Raw genomic sequence first — 24,137 nt, forward strand, 5'->3', positions numbered from 1 at the left:
ACAAGACTACGTCGTTGAAACGCATCATGACTTCGTCCACCCATCCCCCAAGGAAGCCCGAGACCAGTCCCACGGCTGTCCCGACCACGCTCGCCACGATTGCAGACGCGATTCCGACAATTAGGGAAATCTGGGAACCCCAGATGATCTGCGAGTAGATGTCGTTGCCTGCGACGTCGGTCCCGAGGGGGAACGCTGAGCTAGGAGCGCTCGGAGGGTTGGAATCCACCCTCTGGAGCGGTCCGTGGGGGGCAATCCACGGCGCGAAGACCGCCATCGCGATGAAGAAAACCAGGATTGCAAGGCCCACCATCGCCGTTCGGCTGTGTCGAACCTGGACCCAGACCTCCCGAAAGCGTCGCCAGGCGACCTTGAGCCACGCGCGAAACGGAGAAACCGCCGTTCCCGGCAACGAGGCGTGCTCGGTCCCCATGGTTTCACCTACGCGATCTTGATCCTCGGGTCCAACCAGAGCAAGATGAAGTCGGACACGAGATTGGCAATCACGATGGCCACGCCTCCGACGACGACGATGAACTGGAGTAGGGGGTAGTCGAGTTTGTCGATCGCGTTGATGGTCTCCCACCCGATCCCGCGATACCCGAACACCCACTCGGTCTGGTAGGCCCCCCCAAGGATGAACGCCATGTCCATTGCAATCAGAGAAACCATTGGGGGCAGTCCATTCGGGAAGATGTGTCTCCTGAGGATTTGCCTCTCGCTCAGTCCCTTCGCTCGAGCTGTCAGCACGAAGTCCTCGGTCATCACGTCAATCAGGGAACTCCGCATGACGAGCGAAATCCCGGCGATGCTTCCCACGGTCAGGGTGAGGGCTGGCAGAATCAGGTGTTGGAGCGTTGACGAAATGTGCGCCAAGTCCCATGCCCAATTCCCGAGGGAGTCATCGTAATACCCGGTCCCGGGGAGAGTGGGCCACCAGCTAAACGGTCTGAAGAAGGGCGAGAACGTCAGCTTGAGCATGATGCCCATCCAGAAGGTCGGCATGCCGTAGAGAAAGATAGTGAGACCAGTGGACACCAAATCGAACGGCTTCCCCCGTCTCCACGCCGCGTAGGACCCAACGACCATTCCCACGAGGATTGTCAGGACCGTCGAAGTGCCTACAAGGAGGAGGGTCCAGCCGAGGTCCTGAGCGAGGATGTTGATCACGGGCGTCTTCCACCAGTACGAGATGCCCCAGTCTCCGGTGACCAGTTTCTGAAGATAGATGACGAACTGGTCCCAGGGCGGCTTGTCAAGACCAAAGATCTCTCGGTTGAGGGCCGCCACACCGGCGTATTTCGGGTCGTGGGGGGTCAGCGTAAGCCCCGGGTTCCCCGGCATGAGCCGAATCAGGACGTAGTTGAGGACGATGATCCCGAAGATCGTGATGACCGCGTTGACTAGCCGACGGGCTACGATGCGTCTGAGCTTCGCCATTCAGGGTCTCCTCTTGTCGAAGGGCACCCCTGCGTCCTCCCAAGGGGCGATCAAGGCGACGGAGGCTTGGCGGGCGGTGTCATTGCCTCCGCCTCCTCTTCCTCTCTCTCCTCTTTCCGCCGCGTTTTCCGACGCCTCACGTAGACCACAGCAGCGACCAAGGCAATGAGGACCACCACCGCCACCGGCACCCCAATGTCGAGCCACGGGTTCGTCTGGGCCCCGGGACCCGTGGAGGGGCCCGTCGGATTGTTGATCGACACGGTGAGATTCCTCCATTGCGTGTGGTTCCCCGGGCCAGTCTTTCCATCGGTGGCAACGGCGGAAACGGTATACGTGCGGGGCTGCGCGTACGCGTGGTTAGCCGTGACCACTGCTCCATTCACGGAATCGTCCACCCGGGTAGCGACCCCCGCGCTCTGATCGCCGAAGGTCCAGTTGACCCAGACCGGCTCGTTCACAAGGGCCTCCACGGTTAGGTTGAACGGGATGGTCGCGTTGGGTACTTCGTACGTGTGGTGACTGAGCTGCGCCTGAACCGCGCCAATGTTCGGAGGCGGGTTGCCGGTCCCCGAAGCGTAGATTGTGGCGGTCTCGGTCGTGCACACCGGCCATTCGCCGTCCGAGACTCGGATCTTGACCGTGTACTCCCCAGCTTGGGCGAAGACGTGCGACGCTCCCGCGATGTTGGTCGTCTGGGTCGCGCTTCCATCCCCAAAGTCCCACGTGTAGGTCAACGGATCCCCCTCCGCATCGGCGGTCGAGACGGAGAGGTGCGTGGAGCTCCCCGCGAGGCCATATGCGCTGGCGGTTGCGGCAACGGTCGGAGGCATGTTGTCCGTCGGCGCGAGGTCGTACCAAGCTGCGTGCGGCGGCGATTCGTCCGGGACCAGTCCCGGTGTCTGGGTCCAATTGCCGAAGTTGGTCCATGCGTACCCCCGGCCGTACGATTGCGTGGTCGCTGCGTACAAGTCGTAGCGGTAGTACGGCAGGATGTAGGATGCGTACTGGTAGATCATCAGCTGCAGCTGGTCCACAATCTGTCGTCGAGCCACGGGATCGGTGACCTTGAGGGACTGTTGCCACAACGCGTCGTACGTTGCGTTGCTGTAGAAGTTGTCGCTCGTGGGACCAACAGCCTTGCTCGTCTCCACTTCGAGGACGTCAAGTGAAGGGTCCGAGTTCGGAGCGAATACCCAGTCCCACATCCACATGTCGTAATCCGCGGCAAACCAGTAGTTCCCCATCTCGTTGATGGAGTAGAGGCCATACCCCGGGCTTGTTCTGCCCTGGGCATCCGTGGTCTGGATGCCGGTCTGCGCGAGCCAGTGCTCAATGTCTGTCGCTGCGATTTGCCACTGAATGTCGGAATTCAGGGTGTAAAATCGGAAGACGAGACCGTTGATGGGCTTGCCCGTGTTGTCCACCTGATAGAGGGGAGTGGCTCCTGGATTTAGCTTCCCGGTAGAATCGTACTTCCACCCCTGCGAGTTGAGGAGCTGCCGAGCGGCAGTTGGGTCGAAGTGATACTGAAGATTCGACGGTACCGAGTAGTGCCAAGGATTGACGGATGGTATCAGGGTGTCCGCCACCTCGCCTAGCCCCTGCAAGGAATCCTTCACGAGGGCTGACTTGTTGATGCTCATCGCAATCGCTTGACGGACCGTCAGGTTCGTTGCCAGGATTTGGCTGTTCCTACCTGTGAAAAAGTTCCCCTGTGTATTCCAGTACGCGCGCTGCGCGTCCGTCATCGAGTTGATTGAGATCTCCCCTACGAACCCGTAATTCACGGCCCACTTTGGCTCGTACGTGCCGAGCGCCTTGCGATAGCTGCTTTGGTCCATTCCGGTGATCATGTCGAGGTTGTTCGTTCCGCTGATGAAGTCGGAGACCATGCTCCCCGAATTGGGATAGCCGATGAACCGGACCTCGTCGGGTCGTGCAATCTCGCAATAGTACGTCTCTCCGTAGTAGTTCGGGTTCCTGCGGAGCACGAGGGTCGTCGAGGTCGTGTTCGCCGCATCGTAGTACATCACGCCAGATCCAATCGGCGGACTGTTCTTGAAGGCGAAGATGGCGGGCACACCGGAGGGCAGTTTGCCCTGCGCCGCGATAAGGGCCCAGATGTACTTCGGCAGTATGGGCACGGTCGTTACAATCGATGCCATCACGGCAAGGGGTTCGCTCAGCACGAGCTGGACGGTGTAGTCATCCACAACACGAGCCGTGGTCACGTTCGCCACATAGGTGTCGAAGTCGTTACCTGGGAATGCCTTGAGCATGTCAAACGTGAAGTTCACGTCCGCCGCCGTCACCGGATGGCTCCGGTCGGAAGGGTTCGACGGGTCCGTGAAGTACGCTCCGTGGACAAGGTGGAACGTCCATGTCACCCCGTCCGGGGCCACGGTCCAGTTGTAGGCCAAGTCCCCGACGAGATTGAACGACTTGTCGTAGGTCAGCAATTCGCTGTACACGTTGTAGACGACGATGTACTCGTCGACAAGGGTGATGATCAACGGATTCGTCGTCGTAATCTGGAGTCCCGCGCCGCCTACTCCGATTCGAAGCGAGCGGAAGGGGTGCGAGGCGGCGCGCGCAGTGTTCGCCGTAAGGATCATGGCCATCGTGGACAGCACCAGGACCGCGACGAGAATGATCGCAGCCGCCACGCGTCCTGTCGCCCGCCCCCGACCTACTGTGCAGTGCCCGAACATGTCAACGCGCCTCCTCCCCCGTGGACTCCCCCGCATATCGACGGCCTTTCGGGACAGCTCCCGGAGGAATCTGACGGCTGTTGAGGATTTGGTGTACTATATTTAAAGGGTCCCTACTTACGCGCGCCGGAGCCTAGGCGAAGCGCTCTTGATCCACAGGATTCGTCGCCTGGCTTCGAGCCTACGTCTGAACCTCCGTCCTCGGTCAAGCATCTCTAGTACTACGCGTACGTGGACTGGCTCTGCTCGTGCATGAACTGGGGTAGGTAGAAGTACCCGCCTGCCGCCTTCCCCGAGATCCCGGACATCTTCCAGCCGCCGAAGGGTTGCACCCCGACGACGGCGCCGGTCGTCGAGCCGGCCGTCCGGTTCGCGTACATGACGCCCGCCTCGCACTCGTGGAAGAACCGGTCCACGTCCGCGGGATTCTTCGAGAAGATTCCCGCGGTGAGCCCGTAGTCCGTGGAGTTCGCGACCTCGAGCGCATCATCGAGGCCGTCCACCTCGATGATCGACAGGATGGGCACGAACAGCTCTTCTTTGTTCACGCGATGCTTCCGCGGCAGGCCATCCACGATCGTGGGTTGGACGAACAGCCCGTCCCCCTTCAGGACCCCGCCGCCCGTGAGGATCTTGCCCTTCCCCTTCTTCACGTCCGCGATCGCCCTCTGGTACGTCTTGACCGCGGCCTCGTTGATCACCGGACCCAAGTACACGTCCCGCTCCGTGGGGTCGCCCATCTTGATCTTCTTCGTCTCGGCGACCAGCATGTCCACGAACGCCGGCTTCACGCGCTTGTCGACCAGAACGCGGGAGCATGCGGAGCATTTCTGGCCGCCAAACCCGAACGCGCCGCGCATCGTGCCCAGCGCCGCCTTCTCCAGGTCGGCCGTCTCCATCACGAGGGTCGGGTTCTTTCCGCCCAACTCCGTGATGATGGGCTTCGGGAACGTCTCGCTGAACTTGCGGTACGCGCCGAGGCCGACGTCCCGCGATCCCGTGAACACGAACCCCGCGACCTCAGGATTGTCCACGAGTTCTTGACCCACCGTGGCACCCGGCCCCGTCAGGTAGTTGAACACGCCCTTCGGCATCCCCGCCTCTCGGAAGATCCGGCACAGCTCCCAACCCATGTAGGGCGTGTCGCTCGCGGGCTTGAACACGACCGTGTTGCCCGTGATCATCGCTCCCGCAGACATGCCTCCGGCGATCGCGAAGGGGAAGTTGAACGGGGCGACGACCGCCCAGACGCCGTAGGGCTTCAGGACGTCCCGGGTCTTCTCCCCGGGGACGTACTGGCCCATAGCGAAGTCGTACCCGTGGTTCCGCTCCATCTCCTCCGCGTACCAGCGCATGAGGTCCGCCGTCTCGTCCACGTCGGCCATGGCCTCGTACCGGTTCTTCCCGTTCTCGAAGGACATGAGCGCGGCGTAGGTGAACTTCTTCGCGCTCACGAGGTCCGCGGCCCGCCGGACGATGCGCACGCGCTCCTCCCAGGGCGTAGAGGACCACATCGGGAACGCGCCCTGGGCTGCGGCAATCGCGCGCTTCGCGTGCTGCTTGTCGCCCTTGGAGAACGTCCCCAGGACGAGCTTGCGGTTCGCGGGCGAGGTGTCCGAGAAGTTCTGGGGCGTCCAGACCTCCTCGCCGCCGATGAACAGCGGATGCTTCTGCCCGAACGCCTTCTGGACCTCCGCGACGGCCGCCTCGTACGCCGCGTGGAACTCGTCCGTCTTCCCCGCCTCGACCGCGTTCTGCCACGTACGTTCATTCCGGAAAACCATGAACCCTCACCCTCGGCGGTAGCGGAAGCCCGGGACGCGAAAATAAGGTTTCCGAATTTACCCGTCAGGCGATGTAGGAGTCCGTCGTCCCTTCGTAGCTGTCGTACTGCGCGATGGCACCGATGTGGGCCAACAGCTCGCGCGCCCACTCCCGCGAGTACGAGTTCGGCGGCAGGTCCGTCGTCGTCCCGAGCCAGTCGAAGATCTCCTTGAAGGCTTCCTTCTGCTCGTCTCGCGTGAGCCGTTGTCCGAGCCCGGAGACGGAGGTCTCGATCCGGTTCATCGCGAGGACGAACTCCTTCACCTGGGCCAGGAACTTGGCCTTTTCCTCTCGCGTCATGGGCGAACCCCGGGGCAACGAACCCGCCATCGGGGGATAAACGTTCCCTCAAAAACTTCATGGGGGACCGCGGGTCGTGACCCCGCGTGGCGGACTATGTGCGCGTCGCGAAGGCGTCCGAGATCCCGCCGGGCTCCGCCAAGGTCGTCGTCGTGCGGGGCCATCCCGTCGCCCTGTTCAACGTAGACGGCGTATTCTACGCGGTGTCGAACGTCTGCCTGCACCGGGGCGGACCCGTCGGGGAGGGGAGCCTCGACGGCCCGATCGTCACGTGCCCGATCCACGGCTGGGAGTACGACGTGCGCACGGGGAAGAACATCGCGAACCCCCAGGCCCGCCTCCGTTCGTTCGCGGTGACGCTCGACGGTGACGATGTCCTCGTGGCCCCGTGAGCCTCAAGGTTTAACCGCGTGCGGTCGGTTTGCCGCGCCACTTGGATTGGATTCTCCTCCTCCTCACGATCTTGGGCGCGCTGGGTGTGGTCGCGAACCTGGCGAGCCTGGGTCAGGGCTTCCGGCTGCGCCGCGGGGTGCGCATCGGCCTGCGCATGGCCTTCGGGGCGTACCTGCCGCGGGCCGTCGTCCTTCTCCCGGTACGCGGGACGGACGAAGGTTTCGACGAGAACGTGGACGCCCTTCTCTCCCAGGAGTACCCGGCGTACCGCTTGCTGGTCCTTGCGGACGATCCCGGGGATCCTGGGGCCCAGCGAGCCCTCGTGGCGGCGCGCAACAAGCCACGTGTGCCCGTGGAGTTGGTGCGCTCGGATCCTTCGGGCATGGGCGGCAAGGTGAACGCCCTGAGGACCGCCTTGGGCCACCTCGCCCAAGAGGACGAGGTGGTCGTCTTCGCCGACGCGGACATCCGTCCGGCTCGGGACTGGTTGCGTCAGCTCGTGCAGCCCCTGGCCGACGTGACCGTGGGCGCGTCGACGGGGTTCCGATGGTATGTGCCCGAACGGCCCGGCTTCTGGTCCCTGGTCCGCTCCGAGTGGAACGCGGTGAGCGCGAACGTGCTGTTCGACGACCGCCGGAACTACACGTGGGGTGGCTCCTCCGCGATTCGTCGCGAGAACCTGGCGCGCCTGCGCCTCGAGTCGCGCTGGAAGGAGGTGCTGAGCGACGACCTCATCGTCACGGAGGCGGTCCGTCAAGCGGGTCTCCGCATCGCATACGCCCCGGGGTCTCTCGTGCCCACCTTCGAGGACGCGGATCGGGCGACGTGCCTCGAGTGGTGCACGCGGCAGATGACCATGGCGACCCTGTACCTCCCGGTCGTGCGCCGCTACGCCGCAGCGTCGTTCGGGATCTTCGACGGCACCGTGCTGTTCGGGCTGGCGTGCTTGATCGCGGCACCGTTCCTCGGCTGGGCGTACCTCCTTCCTGCGGCTCTGTTCCTCGTCACCCTCCCGGCGACCGTAGCGAAGGCCGCCCTCCGGAGACGGGCATTCTTTTCCGCGGCACCGGCCGTGACCGCGTCGTGGCGCGTGTCCGGAATCCGTGTCGCCCTCGCCTCCCTCGCGGTGCCGTGGGTCATGCTCTGGGGCCTCGCTCGGACGCGGCATCCGAGCGTGGTGCGCTGGCGGGGCCGAGCCTACGACGTGCGCGATCCCCGGCACGTGCGTCTCATGGAGCCCGCGACTGCGTCCTCTGGCTCTCCTGGTACTTCGCGAGTTCGCTGAGGATTTCGTTCCGCCGTTCGCTTCGGCGGAGCGTGGAGAGCATGGAGAAGGCCGGCGGCACGAGGGCCAGAAGGACGGCCGCCGCAGCCAGAAGCGCGGAGAGCGGGACGTTGGCCGCCGTGGCCGCCAGGAACACGACGCCCACGATCGTGGGCGGCAGGAAGAATGCGAGGAACACGCCTGGTATGGAGACGAGCGGCTGCCGTGCCTCCTTCTGCATCTCCAGGACCTCCGCGTCCGTGAACGTCCGCACCGTGTGGACCATGGGCTCCCCGTGGCGGGCGAACCGGTCCCGGATCACCGCGAGGGCATCCCGGAAGCCCTGGGACTCCGAGCGGAAGGCGCGGATGGCCCCGGGCGTGAAGCGCACCAGCAGGCGTCTCCCGTCCCGCGTCTCGAGCCCGAGGCCCGCGTGGACGAGGGTCCCGGCGCTCGAGGCGAACGGGGACATGAAGGAGCCCGCGACCTCGTAGCTCGCGGGGTAGATGTCGCGGATCTCCTCCCAGCGGAAGTCCTTCTGGGTTCCGAGGAGCCGCCGCCACAGGGGCAGGGAGATCTCGATCCCGTGCTCGTACACGTACGTGGGATTGGGCATGAACAACGCGATTTCCAGGAGAAGGAGGCCAAGCGGGAGGAAGCAGAGGCCGTTCAGGGGCCAGAGCCCCTCGGGAGCCACGGCGATGGGCCCGATGACCAGGGTCACGATCAGGAGCAGGATCAGGAGGGCGACGGACATGGGGTTCGCGGGAACCGGCTTGTACGCGTAGAGCAGCGGTCCTGGGTCCTGCGTCTCCATGGCGTCCTCCGCAAGACGGGATGGCTTATTAGGGCTGCCGGCACGGCGTGGCGTCGCGGGGGACAAACCCTTTTCCCCGCCGCCACTTACCCGACGCGATGCTGGCCCTCGGCATCGAAGGCACGGCGCACACGATCGGCGTGGGCATCGTAGACGAACGCTGTCGCGTCCTCGCGAACGTGTACGACATGGTGAAGCCCGAGAAGGGCGGCATCCATCCTCGGGAGGCGGCGAACCACCACGCGGACCTCGCCGCACCCCTGCTTCGGAAGGCGGTGGATGCGGCGGGGATCGGGTTCGAGGACCTGGACGTGATCACGTTCTCCCAGGGACCTGGGCTGGGCCCGTGCCTCCGGACGGTCGCGACGGCGGCGCGGGCGCTCTCCCTCTCGCTTCACGTGCCCCTCGTCGGCGTGAACCACTGCGTCGCGCACTTGGAGATCGGCCGCGGCCTCACGGGCTGCAAGGATCCCGCGCTCCTGTACGTGAGCGGCGGCAACACGCAGGTGATCGCGTACGCCCGCGGACGGTATCGGGTGTTCGGGGAGACCCTGGACATCGGCATCGGGAACATGCTGGACAAGTTCGGCCGCGAGGTCGGGCTTCCGTTTCCCGGCGGCCCGCGTCTGGAGAAGCTCGCGTTAGGCGGGGCGAAGCTCCTCGAGCTCCCGTACAGCGTGAAGGGCATGGACGTGGCCTTTAGCGGCATGCTCACGGCGGCCCTCGCCCACCATCGGGGCGGCGCTCGCCTCGAGGACATCGCCTTCTCGATCCAGGAGGTGGCCTTCGCCATGCTGACCGAGGTCACGGAACGTGCGATGGCCCACGTGGGCAAGGACGAGGTTCTCCTCGGAGGCGGTGTCGCCCGGAATCAGCGATTGCAGGCCATGGTGGCCCGCATGGCGGAAGACCGCGGCGCGAAGATGTTCGTCCCGCCCGGCGATCTCTGCATCGACAACGGGGCCATGATCGCGTGGACGGGCCTCTTGATGCACCGCGCCGGCGTGCGGATGGACCTGGAGGACACCTTGGTCGACCAGCGCTTCCGGACGGATGAGGTCGCCGTGACATGGCGATGACCCGGGCCTTCGTCGTGCGGGGGTTGCGGCGCGAGGACGGTGCCACGGTGCTCGAACTGGCTAGGAGCTTGGGCCGGTGGTTCAATGCCGAGGGTCTCTCGCAGATGGCGCGTGGCATGGAGTCCTACCGCGGCTACGTGGCTGCGACCCAGAATCGGATCGTCGGATTCCTCCTGTGGGCTCCCGCCGATCTGGGTGTCGCGGAGCTCTCGTGGATGGGCGTGTCCGAGGAGTTCCAACGCCGGGGCGTCGGGACCACGCTGCTGTCCGCGGCGGTCGCGGAGTTGCGGTCGGCGGGCTTCCGGACGCTGGAGGTCTCCACGGTCGCGGACAGTGTGGACTACGAGCCCTATGCGCGGACTCGGAAGTTCTATCGTGCGCGAGGATTCGCGGACTTCCGGGTCGATCCCGGTTACTGGGGCGCGGGCGACGACCGATACGATCGCCTCGTGCTCCGTCGGGACCTCTGACCGTGCGGCCCAAGGGGCCCTGAGCCGGACGGCGCGTCCGGGTACAATCCCGCACGCTGCGGCCCACAATGGCGCGGGTTCCTTCGGGCAAGCCCAGGCGGGCTTTAAGTCAGCCGAAAAGTTGCTCTCGGCCTTGATAGCAAGGACCCAACCCGGTGGTCGTCATGACCGCGAACCCAGAGCAAGATCCGGAGCTAGCCATACTCACATCGGGATCCGATGAGGGCCCGACGAGCGAGAGCCCGCGCGGCGCGTTCGGCGTGGTCCGCACGATCCTCGATCACTACGCGTTCCGCATCCTCGTCGCGACGCACGAGCGGGAGTGCACCGCGTTCGAGCTGAGCCGGTGGCTGGGCATCCCCATCGTGGCGTGCTATCGCCGGCTCCGCTCGCTCGAGGTCCTCGGGCTCATCGCTCCCTCCCGCGTCACGATGTCGTCGGCGGGCCACCCGATTCGTCTCTTCCGCTCCCATGTCCGCTCGGCCCGTGTCGTGTTCGAGGACGGACGGCTCTACGCACAGATTGAACTCGCACCTCCGGAGAGCGCCGGCGAGCCCGAGGCGCGCCTGGAGGAAACACTGGACCGCGGTCCGGTCAAGCGAAAGCGCTCACGCGCGCCGCGCGATCTCCGCTACCCCGGCGCCGCGCTCGAACTTGTGGCCCATGGCGGCGAGGGTGCCCTCGATCCCGGTGAAGCAGGCCGCTAGGTCCGGGAACGAGCAGATGCCCATGTGACCGATCCGGAAGATCTTCCCCTTGAGCTGGCTCTGGCCGCCCGCCAGGATCACGCGGTACTGCTCCCGCAGGATCTTGCGGAACTTCGCGTCATCGATGCCCGGAGGGTACTTCGCCGCGGTCACCGTGTTCGACGCGAAGCGCGCGTCTGGGAAGAGGTCCACGTCGATCCGGGCGTAGGCCGCGCGCGCGGCTTCCGCGAGCTTCCGCGTTCGCGCGATGCGGTTCTCCAGGCCCTCCTCTCGGAGCATCCGGAGGGCCTCCCGGAAGGCGAGGAAGAGGGGCACCGCGGGCGTGTAGGGCGTGTCCTGGATCGCCAGGCCTTCCACGTGGGCCTTCAGGTTCGTGTAGAACGAGGTCTCCGAGTGCAGGGACTCCGCCGCCCGCTTGGACAGCGCGACGGCCGCGAGTCCGGGCGGCGCGGCGATGCACTTCTGGGAGCCCATGACGAGCGCGTCGAAGCCCCACTCGTCGAAGCGGCTCTCCAACCCGCCCACGGCCGTGATCCCGTCCACCAGGAGGAGCTTGTCGTGCTTCTTCACGATCCTCGCGATCTCCGCGATGGGGTTCGTGAGGCCCGTGGAGGTCTCGTTCCAGCAGACCGTGACCGCTTTGTACGAGGGGTCGGCCTCGAGGGCCGCAGCGACGCGCTGCGGATCCACGGCTCTGCCCCACTCGAACGCGAGCGGCGTCGGCGAGGCAAACACGCCGCAGAGATCGTTGAAGCGCTCGCTGAACTTCCCGTTCACGAGGTTCAGCACCTTGTCCTGCTTTCGCAGGAGACCCGAGACCGCGGACTCGAGTCCCGCGGTGCCCGAGCCCGAGAGGATCGCGACATCGCCCTTCGTGCCGAACATGTACTGGACCAGTTCCCGCAGTTCGGTCAGGATGTCTTTGAACTCGGGACCGCGGTGGTTCAGGGCGGGCGCGGACATGGCCCGCAACACCCGCGGATGCATCTTGACAGGACCTGGGAGCATGAACACGGTGTCTTCGGCGTCGACCATGAATGCGAGCCAAGCGGAGACCCGGCTTAAACGATTCGTCGATTCCCTTCGGGTCGGTTTACGTTGCATCACCGACCGCTCCGACTCGACCGCGGCCCTTGGAACGAGATCTGCCGCCGGATCGCGCGTCCACACGAAACGGAGTTCCTTCGCGTGATAAAATCCTAGCAACCATTATATAGCGATAGCCCTTTCCGCCGGACAAGCGTCGGTCACAGGGGGTCGACTTGACCTACGCAGGCGGACGGTCGTTATGAAAGATGACACGGAAAAGATCACGCTCCGCCTCCCGCAGCGGTACCTGAAGGCCCTGGACTTCCTCGTCGAGGTGGACGATTTCCCGAACCGCTCCGAGGCGGTGCGGGCCGCGATCCGGGACCTCGTGTACGCGCGCGTGGAACTCGTCACGGACAAGCTCAAGCGAATCCAAGAAGCCGAAAAATCGCTCGCTGACATGGAGTCGTTCAAGAAGGAATTCCTGAACAAGTGAGAAGGGTCAGAAGGGATGGATGCCGCCGGAGGGTGACGCCGCCGCTCGCCAGGATGTCACGATTACCTCCCCCCCAACTGGGTGGCCATCGCGCCACCCACTTTTCTTTTGAAGTTCGGACCTGTCCGCTCTTCTCGGACCTGATAATTGCTCTCGAAAACCGGACCTGATACTGGGCTCACCACGGCTATAGCCCGCGCCTGCTCGTCGGCGCGCCGATGGCGACAATCACATCGGCCGAAAGCGTCCCATCCGAGGCGGCGATCGCTCCGGTCTCCCTCATCTCCCAAGTCCGGACGTTCCTCTGGCTCGCCTCGGGCATGTTCAGCACGTCCGCTCTTGCGCTCGCTTTCCTCGACTACTGGGTGGTCGCCTCCTCGAGCCAGGCCACGACACACTTCGTGGCGGCCGTAGTTTCGGCCGCGCTGTTCGGCGTGGCCACCGTGTTCAAGCTCGGGCCCGCCGAGGCGTGAAACGGGTCGCGCTCGCTCGCCAGCGCCGAACGTTTATCTAATGACGTCCCCATCGCCGAACCTGTGGACCGGGAAGTCTGGGTCCGAGCGGGCATGTTCGCGGCCATCATCGCTCTCGTCGTCCTGATCCTGGCCACGCCGAGCCTCATGGGTCACCCCCCCGTCCTCACGCCGCCGCTCCTCATCGTCGGCGTCACGCCCGATCACGCGAACCTCACGCTCTACGTGACCGCCTCCGTCCAGGCCTATCTGTACGACGACATCACGGTGAACCTGACGCGGCTGAACCCGGCGAACGCGAGCGTCGGGTGGACGAACGTCTCCGAGACGTACACGTATGGGCTCGAGGTTAAGGTGCCCCTAAACCTCACGTACTGGCGGATCCACGTCTGGCTCCGGGACCAGCAGCACAACTACTTCGAGGACAACGTGAGCCTGAGGGTCTACGCGGACCCGAACAACGGCTATCGAGTGACCCTCGCCTTCACGTTCCCCGACGACCGGTCGACCGCCGTCGTGACGCGCGTGGTTCCGGACGACTATCGGGTGGCGATCCCGCGCAGGGGGACGCTCGCATGAAGATCTCCCGGTGGACGTTGCTGTGGCTCCTGATCGTCGGCGTCCTGGCGGCCATCTGGCTCGCCGTGATCACGGGCTACGTGACCCCCGGGGACATCGTGGGCTCGTTCCTCGGGCTCGTGTTCGCCTTGGTCGTGATCTCGATCCTTGCGATCATCGGGGCCGTGTTCCTGGGGATCGTGATCAGCCACCGGATCATGTCCGGCCAAGGCTTCACCCCGTTCGAGGAGGAGATGCTCAAGATGCGTCAGGAGGTCCGGAACCTCCAGGACCGCGTTGAGGCGATCGCGGCGAAGCTCGGAGCCGGGCCGGATGCCAAGGACCGAAGCCGCTAGGCCAGGCGCTCCGGGCAGCCGGCTCGTCTCGAGCAGTGCAGGCACTTCCCGGGACGGTTGTGGTTCCGGTGGGCCTCACCCTGGGCCAGGCACTCGCGCATCTCGCCCAGCTTGGCGAGCACGAGTTGCTTGAGATCCTCGTTGTACTCGATGTCGTGGCTCGCGTCCTCGTAGCGGATCACGCCGTGGGGCGGCGGCCTTCCGTACTCCTCCTCGACGAGGAGGCAGTACGCCGCGATCTGGAGGATATGGGAGAAGAGGGGGCCGCGTGGAGTCCGTCCTGTCTTCACCTCGACGGGGATGGGCTGGTCGCCCTCGAGGAGGACTGCATCGGGGCGCCCGGAGAGCCCGTATCGCCGGGCTACGAAGAGCTTGGGCTTCTCCCGTTCCGAGTCGATGTAGACGAGGTTCCCCCGGGTCATCTCGTACTTCGAGCGCGTCGCGACGGCCTGTTCCGCCTCCCGCATGGATCGGTAGAGGAACACGCTGGCTCCGATGAGCCAGGTCAGCGCGAGCGCCATGAACGCCTCCGCCAGGAGGGAGTTCACGAATCCCGGGATGGAGACCGCGGCGACGGCCAGGACCGCGGCGGCCATGGCGAACACGAGGATGATCCGCTCCATGAAGAACGGAGCGATCTTGGAGGACAGGCGCTCCGCCCGATAGAGGAAGTACACCGCGGAGAGGAGCCAGATCAGGGACACCGCGGAGAGGAGGCGGGCGATCTCAATTGCGACGTCAAACAGGAAGGTCACTCCGACGATCGCGATGATCGTCGCGGCGATCGCGAAGTACATGACGCCGGCCTCGGCCTCGCGCGCCGTGGTCTCATGGCGCTCGATCCCCTGGAGATCCGTCGAGACCGCCGCGTGTTTCTTCTCCCCCTCCACGATCTCCGCCCCCTCCTCGGGGGCCATCCCGCGGCTCAGCCACCAGCTCAGGGGACAGTACCCGAACTTCTCCAGGTCGGCGGCGGAGATGAGCTCGGAGGAGGCCACGCCGAACCATCCCTCGCCGGGGCTTTAGACCTTTGTTCGTGCGTCTCATTTTCCGCAGCGACAGGGCGCACGCGGCGGCGACGAATCCGTAAATGGCCGCGATCTCCCAGGGATCCTGGATCGTGAGGTCGTCCTGCGAGCCGGGGAGTCGCCCCTCCCAGTCTCCCAGGAACGCGGCCTCGAGGCGGGCGGCGACCTGCGGATCCTCCAGGACGAGGCCGATCTCCCGGTTCTCCGTCGCGGATCCGCGCGCCCAGTTCAGGCTCGAAACGAAGGCGGCCCGTCCGTCGACGACCATGCCTTTGTTGTGAACGCGCTCGATGGACCCCTTGGGCGCCAAGACCCGCGCCTCCAGGTCCACGCCGTCTCGGCGTGCTCGCTCGTTCAATTGCGCCGCGAGCTGCCCGTTCCCCGTGACCTCGGCCTCCGAGGACCAGTTGCTCCCGTCGAACAGGAGGCGGACGGAGACGCCGCGGCGGGCCGCGGCGAACGCCGCCTCGAGGAGCGGGTTGGGCCGGTCCCCCCAGGGATCGTCCGCGTAGAACGCCTCGATCCAGATGCGATCGCGGGCCGTCGCGAGGAGTCCGAGCCATCCGTCCGCATCGAGGGCCGTGTCGGGTCCGACCACGAGGCGGACGCGCCTCGCCCCGGCGATCGCGGCGGGACTCCAGGGAAGGGTGCCCCCGGGCGAAGACACGCCTCCTCCGCCCATGGGCGTGGCGGCCACGGAGTCCGCGCGGCTTGGGTCGAAATCCTCCTCGAACACCTGCCAGAGCTGCTCCGCGAGGGCGCGGTCCTCGACAACCGCAGACCAGCCCCGGTTGCCCGGGTCGCCCGGTACGGGGAACCCGGAATCCCCGAAGTTCTCGGAGCTGATCACGACCGCGTCGCCGTCCACGACCGCGTACTTCGCATGGAGGTAGCGGTACCGCTTGACCAGGTCCGGACCCGATCGGAGAAAGCGTACGTCGGCGCCGGCCGCCAGGAGGTCATTGACCACGTTCTGCTCGTCGGCGTCCACGCCGCCGACGGGCGCGCCTTCTAGGAGGACCCGGACCCGCACGCCGCTGCGGGCGCGGTCCGCGAGAACCGCGCCGATCGCGTCGCTGGTCAGCGTGTACACGGCCACCTCGAGCGTGCGGTCCGCGGACGCGAGGAACGAGAGGAGGGGCCCACGCCCGTCCTCCGGGGACAGGAAGATCCGAGGGACGGATGCGACGTCCAGGGGCTGGGGGTCGAACTCGGATTGGCCGAGCCGGTACGGGCGGACGCCCTCCCAGTCCGCCGCGTCGTCGTGGTCGACCGCGCCCTCGGCGGCCGCGATGCGGGTCGCCACCTCGCCGCGGGAGGGAGCGGGCGCCGGAGGTCCCGTCCATCCGGGACCCGCGTACGTCGAGGCGCCGTACACGAAGGCGTCGCGCACGGTGCCCGAGGCGTCGAGCAGGAGGACCTCGTCCCCCGTGTCGGCCAAGCGAGGCGTGCCACCCGCCATGCGTCGGGCGTCCCCCTGCCCGTACGTGAAGTCCGCGGGGCGCCGGACGTCCTCCTCGTAGCTCGTGGAGTTCTTCGTCGCGACGAGGCGAGCCTGCGCCTCGAGGCGCGTGCCCGACGGGAACGTGGCGGTGGCCTCGCAGTCCGACAAGGACCACCCGGAGAGGTCCACGGGGACGGACGCCAGGTTCGTGATCTCCACGAACTCGTCATCTCGCGCCGAGTTCGGGTAGACGCGGGTCACAAGGACCGCGTCCGTGGCTCCCGCGGGAAAAAGTGGGGCCGCGGGCGCGGCGGTCGACAGCTCGACGTCCGCGTCGCGGCCCTGGGGGAGAGAGGGGCAAGCGAGGAGGACCACGGCGAGGAGGACGGCCGCCGCGGACCCCGCTTCCGTCACGCGCGGGCCAAGGCGCCGGCGCAGGATAATCCGTGGGCGTACAGGCACGCTACCTTACCCGGGCACCGGCGCGTCCCAACCCGAGAAAAATAATCAGGCGGGATAACCGGGACCGGTTGGTCTTCTATGCCCGCGGGGAAGGACGCCTCCGAGGCGCGTGGGATTGCAGTCACGGGCGTCAGCCGTCATGCCCTTCGTCATCGGCGCCCTACTGGCCGCCGCGCTCCTCGCGCCCGGCGGGCTGCGCCCCGCGGGTTCCGGCCCGATCGCGGGCGACGGCTCCGGGGTTGCGGGCGTGGCCCTCCCGGGCGGCGGTCCTCAACCCCTCGCCGCCAGCGTGTCCCTCGCCCTGACCACGTCGACGCCCGACGTGAACCCCAAGGATACCGCGATCTTCGCCCTGTTCTTCAACAGCACGGGGAACCAGAGCTCGCCCCACGTGTGGATCAACCTGACCGCGTTCCCCGGACTCTCGTTCCTGGGGGACACGGCGGTCGGCAACGTGACCGGCTATCCGCATTACCACTTCACCTCCGTGGGGCTCGGCCTCCACGCGTTCCAGATGTCCTTCCGCGTCGCGATCGGCACCCCGCCCGGGAGCACCCTCGCCGTCTGGGCGACCATGGTGTACGCGGACGGCACGGGGTCGCAGCACTTCGTCGGCCCCGCCTGGGCGTCCGCCCTCGTGGGGATTGCGACCAAGCAGCTCTACCTGGGTTGGTCCGTGTCGCCCCCCGGGATCCTGACCCCCGTGCCCCCCGCCGGCGGTCTCCTCCCCGCGGGGACCTTCGCCCTCGCGAAGGGCGGCCCTGCGGTGAGTTTCGACCTGAGCCCGGTCCTCGCCCGCTCCTTCCGCGTGCTGAACGCCACGGCGGTCCTCTATCTCGAGCCGCTCACGACGCCGACGAGCCTGGACGTGAACCTCACCCTGATCGACGTGGACGGGCCGACGTTGGCGAGCGTGGCCGCCGTCGAGCAGACGACGTCGATCACGGGCCCGGGATACTGGACCCTGTTCTACACGTTCCCGATGATGAACCATGTGTTCGGGGCGGGGCATCGGATCCGACTCCAAGTCACGAACACCGCGAGCAGCGGCCAGAGCGCCCTCCTCGCCACGAACGCGACCGCGGACCCATCTCGCCTCGTCCTCCAGACCACGACGTACGTGAGCGTGGACTCCCTGGTCCCGCCCGCAAGTCCCGCGACGTACCTCTCGCCGAAGTCAAGCCTCGTGATCACGGCGAACGTCTCCGACCCGTTCGGGAGCGGCGAGATCCGCGAGGCGCGGCTGAACCTCACGGGACCCGGCGGTCTCGCCGTCCGGTGGCTCAACCTGACCCCGGTGGCCGTGGATCCCTCGAGCCCCTCCGCGTGGAAGGTCTTCCAGTACTCGCGGCCGCCCGCCCTCGCGAACGGCACGGACTCCATCGAGCTCACGGCGATCGAGCGGAACGGGGTCCTCGACATCGCCGCGGGCGCCTTCACGGTCCGTGCGCCCTCCTTCGACCTCCGCAAGCTCGCGAGCGTGGCCCAGGCCAAGTCCAACGTCCGCTTCACGTACTCGATCTGGTACAACAACACGGGCACGGGTCCCGCAGGCACCGCGTGGATCAACGACACGCTCCCGAGCCAGGTCTCGTTCGTCTCCAGCAACCCGTGGCCCAATTCGATCTCCGGCAGCACGTACGCCTGGGTCGTCTCCCCGGTGTCCGTCGGCAGCCACGTGATCCAGCTCACGGTCCGCGTCCGAAACGGGGTCTCGGGCGTTGCGTACATCCGGAATTGGGCCAGTCTCAACTTCACGGACGAGGCGGGGTTCCCGTGGAGCCCCGCGATGAGCCACGCCGACGTCGTGCTCAACGGGCCCGTGATGTCCCTGGGCGTGGCGAGCATCCCGGTGTCGATGATTCACTCCAACGAGTCCGCCGTCTTCACGATCAACATGACGAACACAGGCGACGCGGCGAACGCGATCTGGTTGAACGTCACGATGCCTGCCGGCCTCACCTACGTCGGGGACACGTCGGGCTCCCTCGGCGCCAACCGCACCCTCGCGGGCAACCAGGTGCGTTTGGCCTTCCCGAACATGCCGTCCGGGGCCCTCACGCCGGTGAGCTGGGTCTTCACCCTCACCGCGCGGGCGGGTTCGAGCCTCGAGCGGGGGACCGTGCTCACCTCCCGCTTCCGGCTCAACGATACCAGCATCAACGATGTGTCGATGCCCGAGCAGGTCGTGCGTGCGGCGCTGACCGTCGCCTCCCCCGCGATCACGCGCGGAGCCGTTGGGTTCGGCGTCGCCTCGGCCGTGCCGGTCGTGCCCCTGCCGGTCTACGTGAACTTCACGATCGAGGGCAACGAGCCCGCAAGCCGCCTGTGGATCAACCTCACATTGGACCCCGCCCTCCGGTTCGTCGATGCCACCGTGTCCGCCGTCGCGTCGGCGAACAACGTCCAGCTTATCGTGACGAACGCCAGCGTCGGCGAGGATTCGGTCCGCCTCAACGTGTCCGCGGACCCTTCCGTGATGGATCGCCAGGTCCTCGTGATCAACGGAACGCTCACGGCCTCGGACGGCTACGGGAACGTGCTCGCAGCCGTGGCCGCCGCGCCGGGATCCGTCACGGTCGCCCTCCCCATCGTCACGTTCGGGCTCAGCCCCGTCACGTTGACCGTGGAGGCCGGGGGGACGTTCCAGTACACGATCCGGGGCGGCAACTCGGGCAGCGGGATCGCCTCCGTGGTGTGGCTGAACCTGAGCCTTCCCGCGGGGGTCGCCTACGCCTCGGACACGTTCGGGGTTCGGCCCGTGGTCCTCGGCTCGAACTACTCCTGGGTTTGGAGGAACTTCGCGCCCGGGACGTACACCTCCCTTCTCAACCTGACGGCAACGGGCGCCGCGGCGGACCGGTCGATCGTGGACCTCGTGTTCTCGGCACGGGCCCTGGATCTCGGAGGGAATCCGCAGCCCGCCTCCACGTTCAGCGGCCAAGTCGCGTTTGTCGGCCCCGCGTGGCTCCTCTCCATTTCCGCGGACCACGGCACGACGCTCGCCGGCGAGATCTGCAACTACACGCTGCGCATCCAGAACGTGGGATCGACGCCTGCGCACTTCCTCTGGCTCCTCCTCCCGCTGGACCCGGACGTCCAGCTCATCACGCATACCGCTCCCGTGCCCGCCACGGGGACCACGGTCCTGAACTGGACGTTCCAGGACGTGCAGCCGGGCCAGACGATCCGGTTCAACGTGCTGGTCAAGGTGAACCCGGGAGCGGCGGCGAACACGTACCTGGCGGAGAGCCTCGAGGCCCACTACACGAACAGCCTGGGCGTCGTGCTCGGGTACGTGCGGTCCGCCCCGGCCCAAGTCGAGGTCCAGGCGGACGCGACGCCCCTCGTGTACATCCTCCTCCTCGGCTCGCTCGCGGGCGCGGGGATCGTCGTGTTCGTGTACCGCCGCTACCGCGTCCAGATCGAGGACGTGTTCCTCATCTACCGCGACGGCATCCTGATTTCCCACCTCACGAACACGGCGCCCCGCGGCAAGGACGAGGACGTCCTCAGCGGCATGCTCACCGCGGTCCAGGATTTCGTCACGGACGCCTTCACGTACGGCGAGCACCGCGAGCTCCACCAGCTCGAGTTCGGCGACTACCACATCCTGATCGAGCGCGGCAAGTCCGTGTACCTCGCGGTCGTCTACGCGGGCCGCGATTCCGGCCTGATCCGGAAGAAGGTCCGCGCGGTCCTCGACAAGATCGAGGCCTCGTACGGCGCGGTCTTCGCCCGGTGGGACGGCGACATGCACGAGGTCGAGGGGACCCAGAGTCTCCTCCGCGAGGGCTTCCTCGACGAGGAGCACCCCTGGTCCCTCGTGAAGCCCAAGGCGCCCTAGCCCCCTCGGTCATCCGAGGGTCTACGGCTGGGGCTCTTGCTCTCTCCAGACAACGAACTCCGAGAGTCCCGCGGAGTCATGCGCGGTCCGGGGTCACTTGAGCCCGCTCACGAGGTCCCGGAGCGCCTTGTCGGGCCGTCTGGCCTTCACGACCCCGGAGGCCAGAAGGACTCCCACGGTCCCGAGCTCGAGCGCCTTGCGCACGTCCTTGCGGTCCTTGACGCCCGCACCGCAGAGGACGCTCACGCCCCGGTCCACGGCGTGGATTCGCGCGACGGCGTCGGAGACCACCTCGGGCCGGGCGGTCGTCACGCTCACGTCGCCGCCGATGAGCTCCGGAGGCTCCACGGCGATGTAGTCCGGACCCAGGCGAGCCAACGCCTCGGCCTCCTTGAGATCGTCCGCGCAGGCGATGACCTCGAGGCCGAGCCTCTCGCATCGCGGGATGAGGGCCGCGACGTTCCGGTGCGGGATCTTCCGCTCGCTGTGGTTCAGCAACGTGCCAGCCGCCCCCGCCTCGAGGAGTGCCTCGGGGGGAAGCCAGCCCGTGTGGGCCCCCGCCTCCGCGGTGTCCGCATGCTGGCCGAAGACGGGGATGTGCACGAGGCGTGCGATGTGGGCGAGGTCGGAGAGCGGGGGCGCGATGACGATCGAGGCTCCGGTGTCCTCCGCGACCTGGGCGCACTGCTGGGCTAGATGCCAACCACGCTTCCCGAGGACCTCGGGATAGACCTTGAAGTTCACGACGATGACCGGGAGCCGCACGGATCGCGGCAAGGTCGTCGTCGGGGAAAAATCCTTGGTCTCCCGCGCGACCGGACGGTAGGTCCGGGACCGGCCCGTGGATGGACCCACGGGCCGAAGCAAACCTCAATACGGTGTCCACGTTTCCATCCCTCGGAGTGGTTTCCGTGCGAATCTCGATCGGCAAGCTCCGCGGCCTACAGCAAATCTCGGACGACGCGGGCCGTTTCACGATGATCGCGATGGACCAGCGGGGAAGCCTCCAGAAGATGCTCCATCCCGAGAACCCGAAGGCCTCGTCGTATGCGGAGATGGAGGCGGTCAAGCTCGGTGTGACGGAGGCCTTGGCCCCCCTCGCCAGCGGCTATCTCCTCGACCCGGACTTCGGCGTCGGGCCTGCGGTGAACCGGTTCGCCCTCCCGGGCCGGACGGGGCTCCTGGTGGCCCTGGAGACCTCCGGGTACGAGAAGAAGGGGAACTGGCGGCTCACGAAGCTCCTCGACGGCTGGGGCGTGGAGAAGGTGAAGCGGCTCGGCGCGAGCGCGGCCAAGCTCCTCATCTTCTTCAACCCCGATGCCCCGCGCGACGTCGTCGACCACCAGATCAAGGTCGTCCGCTCCGTGGCCGACGAATGCCGCCGGCTGGACCTCGCGTTCGTCTGCGAGCCCATGTCCTATCCCGTGGACGAGACCGAGGAGGCGTTCGCGCACCACAAGGCGGACACGGTCATCCGCACGGCGGAGGCCCTGTCGCCGCTGGGCCTCGACCTGCTCAAGGCGGAGTTCCCCGGGGACCCTAGGGTGACCCTGGACCCGGAAGAGCTGCGGAGGAACTGCGAGCGGCTCAGCCGCACGACCAAGGTGCCCTGGGTCGTGCTGAGCGCGGGGGCGGACTTCGACGTGTTCCGCAAGCTCGTCGAGCTCGCGTGCCAGGGTGGCGCATCCGGGTTCCTCGCGGGACGGGCGATCTGGAAGGACGCGTTCCGCGAGAAGACCCTCGCGCGGCAGATGGAGTACGTGCGGACGCAGGGCGCGAAGAACTTCCAGGCCCTCGCGGATCTCGCCCACCGCTATGCGCGACCCTGGTGGGACTTCTACGGCGGAAAGGAAAAGCTCGCGGACCATTTCGAGGGATGGTACGTCGCCTACTGAGACGGGAGACCGGACGGGCGTCACGCTCCCGGACCATGCGGGCAAGCTGGACCGCGATCTGGGTCGCCTCTTGTCCCGGATGGCGGCGCTCACGGGCCGCATCCGGCAGGAGTTGCCGGTCCGGAGGGATCCGGTCGCCACCCGGAACGTGTACGGGGAGCAGCAACTCGATCTCGACGTTTGGATGAACGAACTGTTCGTGGACGCTCTGCGCGATTCCGGGCTCGTGTCCCAGGTCGCCTCGGAGGAAATGGGGGAGGTGAAGAAGCTCGGCCCCGGACGCTTCTCCGTGGTCCTGGACCCCCTCGACGGTTCCTCCAACGTGAAGAGCAACAACATCTTCGGGACCATCTTCGGAATCTTCGATGGGACGGACCTCCCGGCGCAAGGCTCGGACCTCTTCGCGGCCGGCTACCTGATCTACGGTCCGGCCACGAGTCTGGTCTATGCCACCCCGACGGGAGTCCATGAGTTCGTCCAAGGAGGCGGGGGCCGACCCGAGGAATTCTTCCTCATCGAGGAAGGTCTTCGACTTCCGCCGAAAGGCAAGCTGTACGGGATCGGCGGACACCGCGAGAAGTGGATCCCTCCCGTGAAGGCGTTCGTCGGGGAGCTGGAACGGGAGCTGATGAATCTCCGCTACGGCGGCTCGTTCGTCGGGGACTTCAACCAGATCCTCCACTATGGGGGCTTTTTCGCGTATCCGGCCCAGGTGGACAAGCCCGCGGGCAAGTACCGGCTTCACTTCGAATCGAGTCCGATCGCATTCATTGCGGAGGCCGCGGGCGGGGCCGGAACCACCGGCCCGGAGCGGATTCTGGACGTGGCCGCGACCGGGATCGACCAGACGGTCCCCACGTACGTTGGCAATCGGGACCTGGTCGATCGGTTTCGTTCGCGGCTCTGACCGCTTGTCACCGGCGGCGCATCGTCGCGAACCACGCTTTCGGGCTGGGCCGCAAGGTCCCCTGGAACGCCGCGTCCACGATGGACTCCACGGTGAACCGGCTCCGGAAGGCGTCTCGCAGTTCCTGGGCGGAGATCCGGTGGGGACCGTAGGATCCGGGCTCCTTGTCGGAGAAAGTCTTCAGGAAGAGAAGACCCGCGGGCCGGAGGACGCGGTGGACCGCGGCCACGTACGTCGGCCTGGCGTCCGGGGCCAGCGTGTGGAAGACCCCCCGGTCCACGATCGCGTCCACGAGGGCGTCTTGGAGTTTCGACGCGAGGATGTTGTCGACGCGGAAATCGATCCGAACCGCCTCGCGGCTCGCAGCGTGCCTCGCCTTCGCGATGGCCGAGGGCGCGATGTCCGTGGCCACGACCTCGTACCCGCGCTTCGTGAGGGCGATTGCCTGGGTGGCCGGGCCCGTCCCGATGTCGAGGACTCGCGCCCCGGAGACGAGATGCTCCTTCAGCGCGCGCTCAAGATCCGAATCGAGGTTGGGGGTGTACCAAGGCAGGTCGGCGACGTCCGAGCTGCGATACACGTCCTCCCACCAGTTCGTGGGCGTGCTCACGAAGGAGCGCACGCGGCCGCTCCG

Annotated in this window: 23 protein-coding genes; 12 read left to right on the top strand and 11 right to left on the bottom strand. The window is 66.5% G+C overall.

The window, feature by feature from the left end:
- The 5 genes from VEY12_03995 to VEY12_04015 form a co-directional block, all read right to left on the bottom strand.
- The coding region (locus VEY12_03995) for a hypothetical protein (GenBank protein ID HYM39294.1) at positions 1-433 on the bottom strand (433 nt) is incomplete at its 3' end.
- A gap of 8 nt (positions 434-441) precedes the next feature.
- Positions 442-1,440: an ABC transporter permease gene (locus VEY12_04000; protein ID HYM39295.1), complete on the bottom strand. Its 999-nt coding sequence runs from the start codon at positions 1,438-1,440 to the stop codon at positions 442-444.
- 50 nt (positions 1,441-1,490) lie between these two features.
- Positions 1,491-4,109 (bottom strand): ABC transporter substrate-binding protein, encoded by a 2,619-nt coding sequence (locus tag VEY12_04005; GenBank protein ID HYM39296.1) that lies wholly within the window; start codon positions 4,107-4,109, stop codon positions 1,491-1,493.
- Positions 4,110-4,375: 266 nt separating this feature from the next.
- Positions 4,376-5,938, bottom strand: coding sequence for an aldehyde dehydrogenase family protein (locus VEY12_04010; protein HYM39297.1), 1,563 nt, complete (start codon positions 5,936-5,938; stop codon positions 4,376-4,378).
- 64 nt (positions 5,939-6,002) lie between these two features.
- On the bottom strand, positions 6,003-6,278 hold the full coding sequence (locus tag VEY12_04015; GenBank protein HYM39298.1) for a hypothetical protein: 276 nt from the start codon (positions 6,276-6,278) through the stop codon (positions 6,003-6,005).
- An 86-nt stretch (positions 6,279-6,364) separates the two neighbouring features.
- Between VEY12_04015 and VEY12_04020 the strand changes: the two genes are divergently transcribed.
- Both VEY12_04020 and VEY12_04025 read left to right on the top strand, forming a co-directional pair.
- A complete protein-coding gene (locus VEY12_04020; protein HYM39299.1) occupies positions 6,365-6,670 on the top strand; it encodes a Rieske 2Fe-2S domain-containing protein in 306 nt (101 codons plus the stop codon).
- A 41-nt stretch (positions 6,671-6,711) separates the two neighbouring features.
- Positions 6,712-7,956 (top strand): glycosyltransferase family 2 protein, encoded by a 1,245-nt coding sequence (locus tag VEY12_04025; GenBank protein HYM39300.1) that lies wholly within the window; start codon positions 6,712-6,714, stop codon positions 7,954-7,956.
- Here the strand turns inward: VEY12_04025 and VEY12_04030 are convergent.
- Positions 7,901-8,752 carry a hypothetical protein gene (locus VEY12_04030; GenBank protein HYM39301.1) on the bottom strand — a complete coding sequence of 284 codons (852 nt, stop codon included), beginning with the start codon at positions 8,750-8,752 and terminating at the stop codon, positions 7,901-7,903. The genes VEY12_04025 and VEY12_04030 overlap by 56 nt on opposite strands.
- A gap of 98 nt (positions 8,753-8,850) precedes the next feature.
- Between VEY12_04030 and VEY12_04035 the strand changes: the two genes are divergently transcribed.
- The 3 genes from VEY12_04035 to VEY12_04045 all read left to right on the top strand — a co-directional run bounded on the left by VEY12_04035 (position 8,851) and on the right by VEY12_04045 (position 11,008).
- Positions 8,851-9,831 (top strand): bifunctional N(6)-L-threonylcarbamoyladenine synthase/serine/threonine protein kinase, encoded by a 981-nt coding sequence (locus tag VEY12_04035; protein ID HYM39302.1) that lies wholly within the window; start codon positions 8,851-8,853, stop codon positions 9,829-9,831.
- The gene (locus VEY12_04040) at positions 9,822-10,301 is read left to right on the top strand and encodes a GNAT family N-acetyltransferase (GenBank protein ID HYM39303.1); all 480 of its coding nucleotides are present in this window, start codon (positions 9,822-9,824) and stop codon (positions 10,299-10,301) included. The genes VEY12_04035 and VEY12_04040 overlap by 10 nt, the downstream gene beginning before the upstream one ends.
- A 164-nt stretch (positions 10,302-10,465) precedes the next feature.
- The gene (locus tag VEY12_04045) at positions 10,466-11,008 is read left to right on the top strand and encodes a hypothetical protein (GenBank protein HYM39304.1); all 543 of its coding nucleotides are present in this window, start codon (positions 10,466-10,468) and stop codon (positions 11,006-11,008) included.
- Here the strand turns inward: VEY12_04045 and VEY12_04050 are convergent.
- On the bottom strand, positions 10,910-12,043 hold the full coding sequence (locus VEY12_04050) for an alanine--glyoxylate aminotransferase family protein (GenBank protein ID HYM39305.1): 1,134 nt from the start codon (positions 12,041-12,043) through the stop codon (positions 10,910-10,912). The genes VEY12_04045 and VEY12_04050 overlap by 99 nt on opposite strands.
- Positions 12,044-12,296: 253 nt before the next feature.
- Between VEY12_04050 and VEY12_04055 the strand changes: the two genes are divergently transcribed.
- The 4 genes from VEY12_04055 (at position 12,297) to VEY12_04070 (ending at position 13,920) form a co-directional block, all read left to right on the top strand.
- Entirely contained in the window at positions 12,297-12,533 is a 237-nt protein-coding gene (locus VEY12_04055) for a ribbon-helix-helix domain-containing protein (GenBank protein HYM39306.1), read from the top strand.
- Positions 12,534-12,751: 218 nt separating this feature from the next.
- Positions 12,752-13,006 (top strand): hypothetical protein, encoded by a 255-nt coding sequence (locus tag VEY12_04060; GenBank protein ID HYM39307.1) that lies wholly within the window; start codon positions 12,752-12,754, stop codon positions 13,004-13,006.
- Positions 13,007-13,069: 63 nt separating this feature from the next.
- Positions 13,070-13,585, top strand: a complete 516-nt coding sequence (locus VEY12_04065; GenBank protein HYM39308.1) for a hypothetical protein — start codon at positions 13,070-13,072, stop codon at positions 13,583-13,585.
- A complete protein-coding gene (locus VEY12_04070; GenBank protein ID HYM39309.1) occupies positions 13,582-13,920 on the top strand; it encodes a hypothetical protein in 339 nt (112 codons plus the stop codon). Before VEY12_04065 ends, VEY12_04070 begins: the two co-directional genes overlap by 4 nt.
- On the opposite strand, the gene VEY12_04075 is transcribed toward VEY12_04070, so the two are convergent.
- Together VEY12_04075 and VEY12_04080 are read right to left on the bottom strand one after the other, a co-directional pair.
- Positions 13,917-14,837: a PD-(D/E)XK nuclease family protein gene (locus VEY12_04075; GenBank protein HYM39310.1), complete on the bottom strand. Its 921-nt coding sequence runs from the start codon at positions 14,835-14,837 to the stop codon at positions 13,917-13,919. The genes VEY12_04070 and VEY12_04075 overlap by 4 nt on opposite strands.
- A complete protein-coding gene (locus tag VEY12_04080; protein HYM39311.1) occupies positions 14,749-16,806 on the bottom strand; it encodes a phospholipase D-like domain-containing protein in 2,058 nt (685 codons plus the stop codon). The genes VEY12_04075 and VEY12_04080 overlap by 89 nt, the downstream gene beginning before the upstream one ends.
- Positions 16,807-16,993: 187 nt before the next feature.
- On the opposite strand from VEY12_04080, the gene VEY12_04085 reads away from it, so the two are divergent.
- Positions 16,994-20,701 carry a hypothetical protein gene (locus VEY12_04085; GenBank protein ID HYM39312.1) on the top strand — a complete coding sequence of 1,236 codons (3,708 nt, stop codon included), beginning with the start codon at positions 16,994-16,996 and terminating at the stop codon, positions 20,699-20,701.
- 93 nt (positions 20,702-20,794) lie between these two features.
- Here the strand turns inward: VEY12_04085 and tpiA are convergent, their stop codons facing one another.
- Complete coding sequence (tpiA, locus tag VEY12_04090) at positions 20,795-21,466, bottom strand: triose-phosphate isomerase (protein HYM39313.1); 672 nt, start codon at positions 21,464-21,466, stop codon at positions 20,795-20,797.
- Positions 21,467-21,603: 137 nt separating this feature from the next.
- Between tpiA and VEY12_04095 the strand changes: the two genes are divergently transcribed.
- Both VEY12_04095 and VEY12_04100 read left to right on the top strand, forming a co-directional pair.
- Positions 21,604-22,596, top strand: coding sequence for a tagatose 1,6-diphosphate aldolase (locus VEY12_04095; protein HYM39314.1), 993 nt, complete (start codon positions 21,604-21,606; stop codon positions 22,594-22,596).
- Between the two features lie 79 nt (positions 22,597-22,675).
- Positions 22,676-23,503, top strand: coding sequence for a class 1 fructose-bisphosphatase (locus tag VEY12_04100; protein ID HYM39315.1), 828 nt, complete (start codon positions 22,676-22,678; stop codon positions 23,501-23,503).
- A gap of 7 nt (positions 23,504-23,510) precedes the next feature.
- Here VEY12_04100 and VEY12_04105 read toward each other — a convergent pair whose 3' ends face one another.
- Positions 23,511-24,125 carry a class I SAM-dependent methyltransferase gene (locus VEY12_04105; GenBank protein HYM39316.1) on the bottom strand — a complete coding sequence of 205 codons (615 nt, stop codon included), beginning with the start codon at positions 24,123-24,125 and terminating at the stop codon, positions 23,511-23,513.
- Between the last annotated feature and the right edge of the window lie 12 nt (positions 24,126-24,137).

It is taken from the genome of Thermoplasmata archaeon, from assembly GCA_035632695.1.
GTDB lineage: Archaea > Thermoplasmatota > Thermoplasmata > RBG-16-68-12 > RBG-16-68-12 > RBG-16-68-12.

Bases quoted from the DNA above. Each gene is read 5' to 3' on its own strand.
- VEY12_04000 (HYM39295.1), bottom strand. From the start codon at position 1,440: ATGGCGAAGCTCAGACGCATCGTAGCCCGTCGGCTAGTCAACGCGGTC.
- VEY12_04010 (HYM39297.1), bottom strand. From the start codon at position 5,938: ATGGTTTTCCGGAATGAACGTACGTGGCAGAACGCGGTCGAGGCGGGG.
- VEY12_04015 (HYM39298.1), bottom strand. From the start codon at position 6,278: ATGACGCGAGAGGAAAAGGCCAAGTTCCTGGCCCAGGTGAAGGAGTTC.
- VEY12_04030 (HYM39301.1), bottom strand. From the start codon at position 8,752: ATGGAGACGCAGGACCCAGGACCGCTGCTCTACGCGTACAAGCCGGTT.
- VEY12_04035 (HYM39302.1), top strand. From the start codon at position 8,851: ATGCTGGCCCTCGGCATCGAAGGCACGGCGCACACGATCGGCGTGGGC.
- VEY12_04040 (HYM39303.1), top strand. From the start codon at position 9,822: ATGGCGATGACCCGGGCCTTCGTCGTGCGGGGGTTGCGGCGCGAGGAC.
- VEY12_04045 (HYM39304.1), top strand. From the start codon at position 10,466: ATGACCGCGAACCCAGAGCAAGATCCGGAGCTAGCCATACTCACATCG.
- VEY12_04050 (HYM39305.1), bottom strand. From the start codon at position 12,043: ATGGTCGACGCCGAAGACACCGTGTTCATGCTCCCAGGTCCTGTCAAG.
- VEY12_04055 (HYM39306.1), top strand. From the start codon at position 12,297: ATGAAAGATGACACGGAAAAGATCACGCTCCGCCTCCCGCAGCGGTAC.
- VEY12_04060 (HYM39307.1), top strand. From the start codon at position 12,752: ATGGCGACAATCACATCGGCCGAAAGCGTCCCATCCGAGGCGGCGATC.
- VEY12_04070 (HYM39309.1), top strand. From the start codon at position 13,582: ATGAAGATCTCCCGGTGGACGTTGCTGTGGCTCCTGATCGTCGGCGTC.
- VEY12_04075 (HYM39310.1), bottom strand. From the start codon at position 14,837: ATGGCCCCCGAGGAGGGGGCGGAGATCGTGGAGGGGGAGAAGAAACAC.
- VEY12_04085 (HYM39312.1), top strand. From the start codon at position 16,994: ATGCCCTTCGTCATCGGCGCCCTACTGGCCGCCGCGCTCCTCGCGCCC.
- VEY12_04100 (HYM39315.1), top strand. From the start codon at position 22,676: ATGGCGGCGCTCACGGGCCGCATCCGGCAGGAGTTGCCGGTCCGGAGG.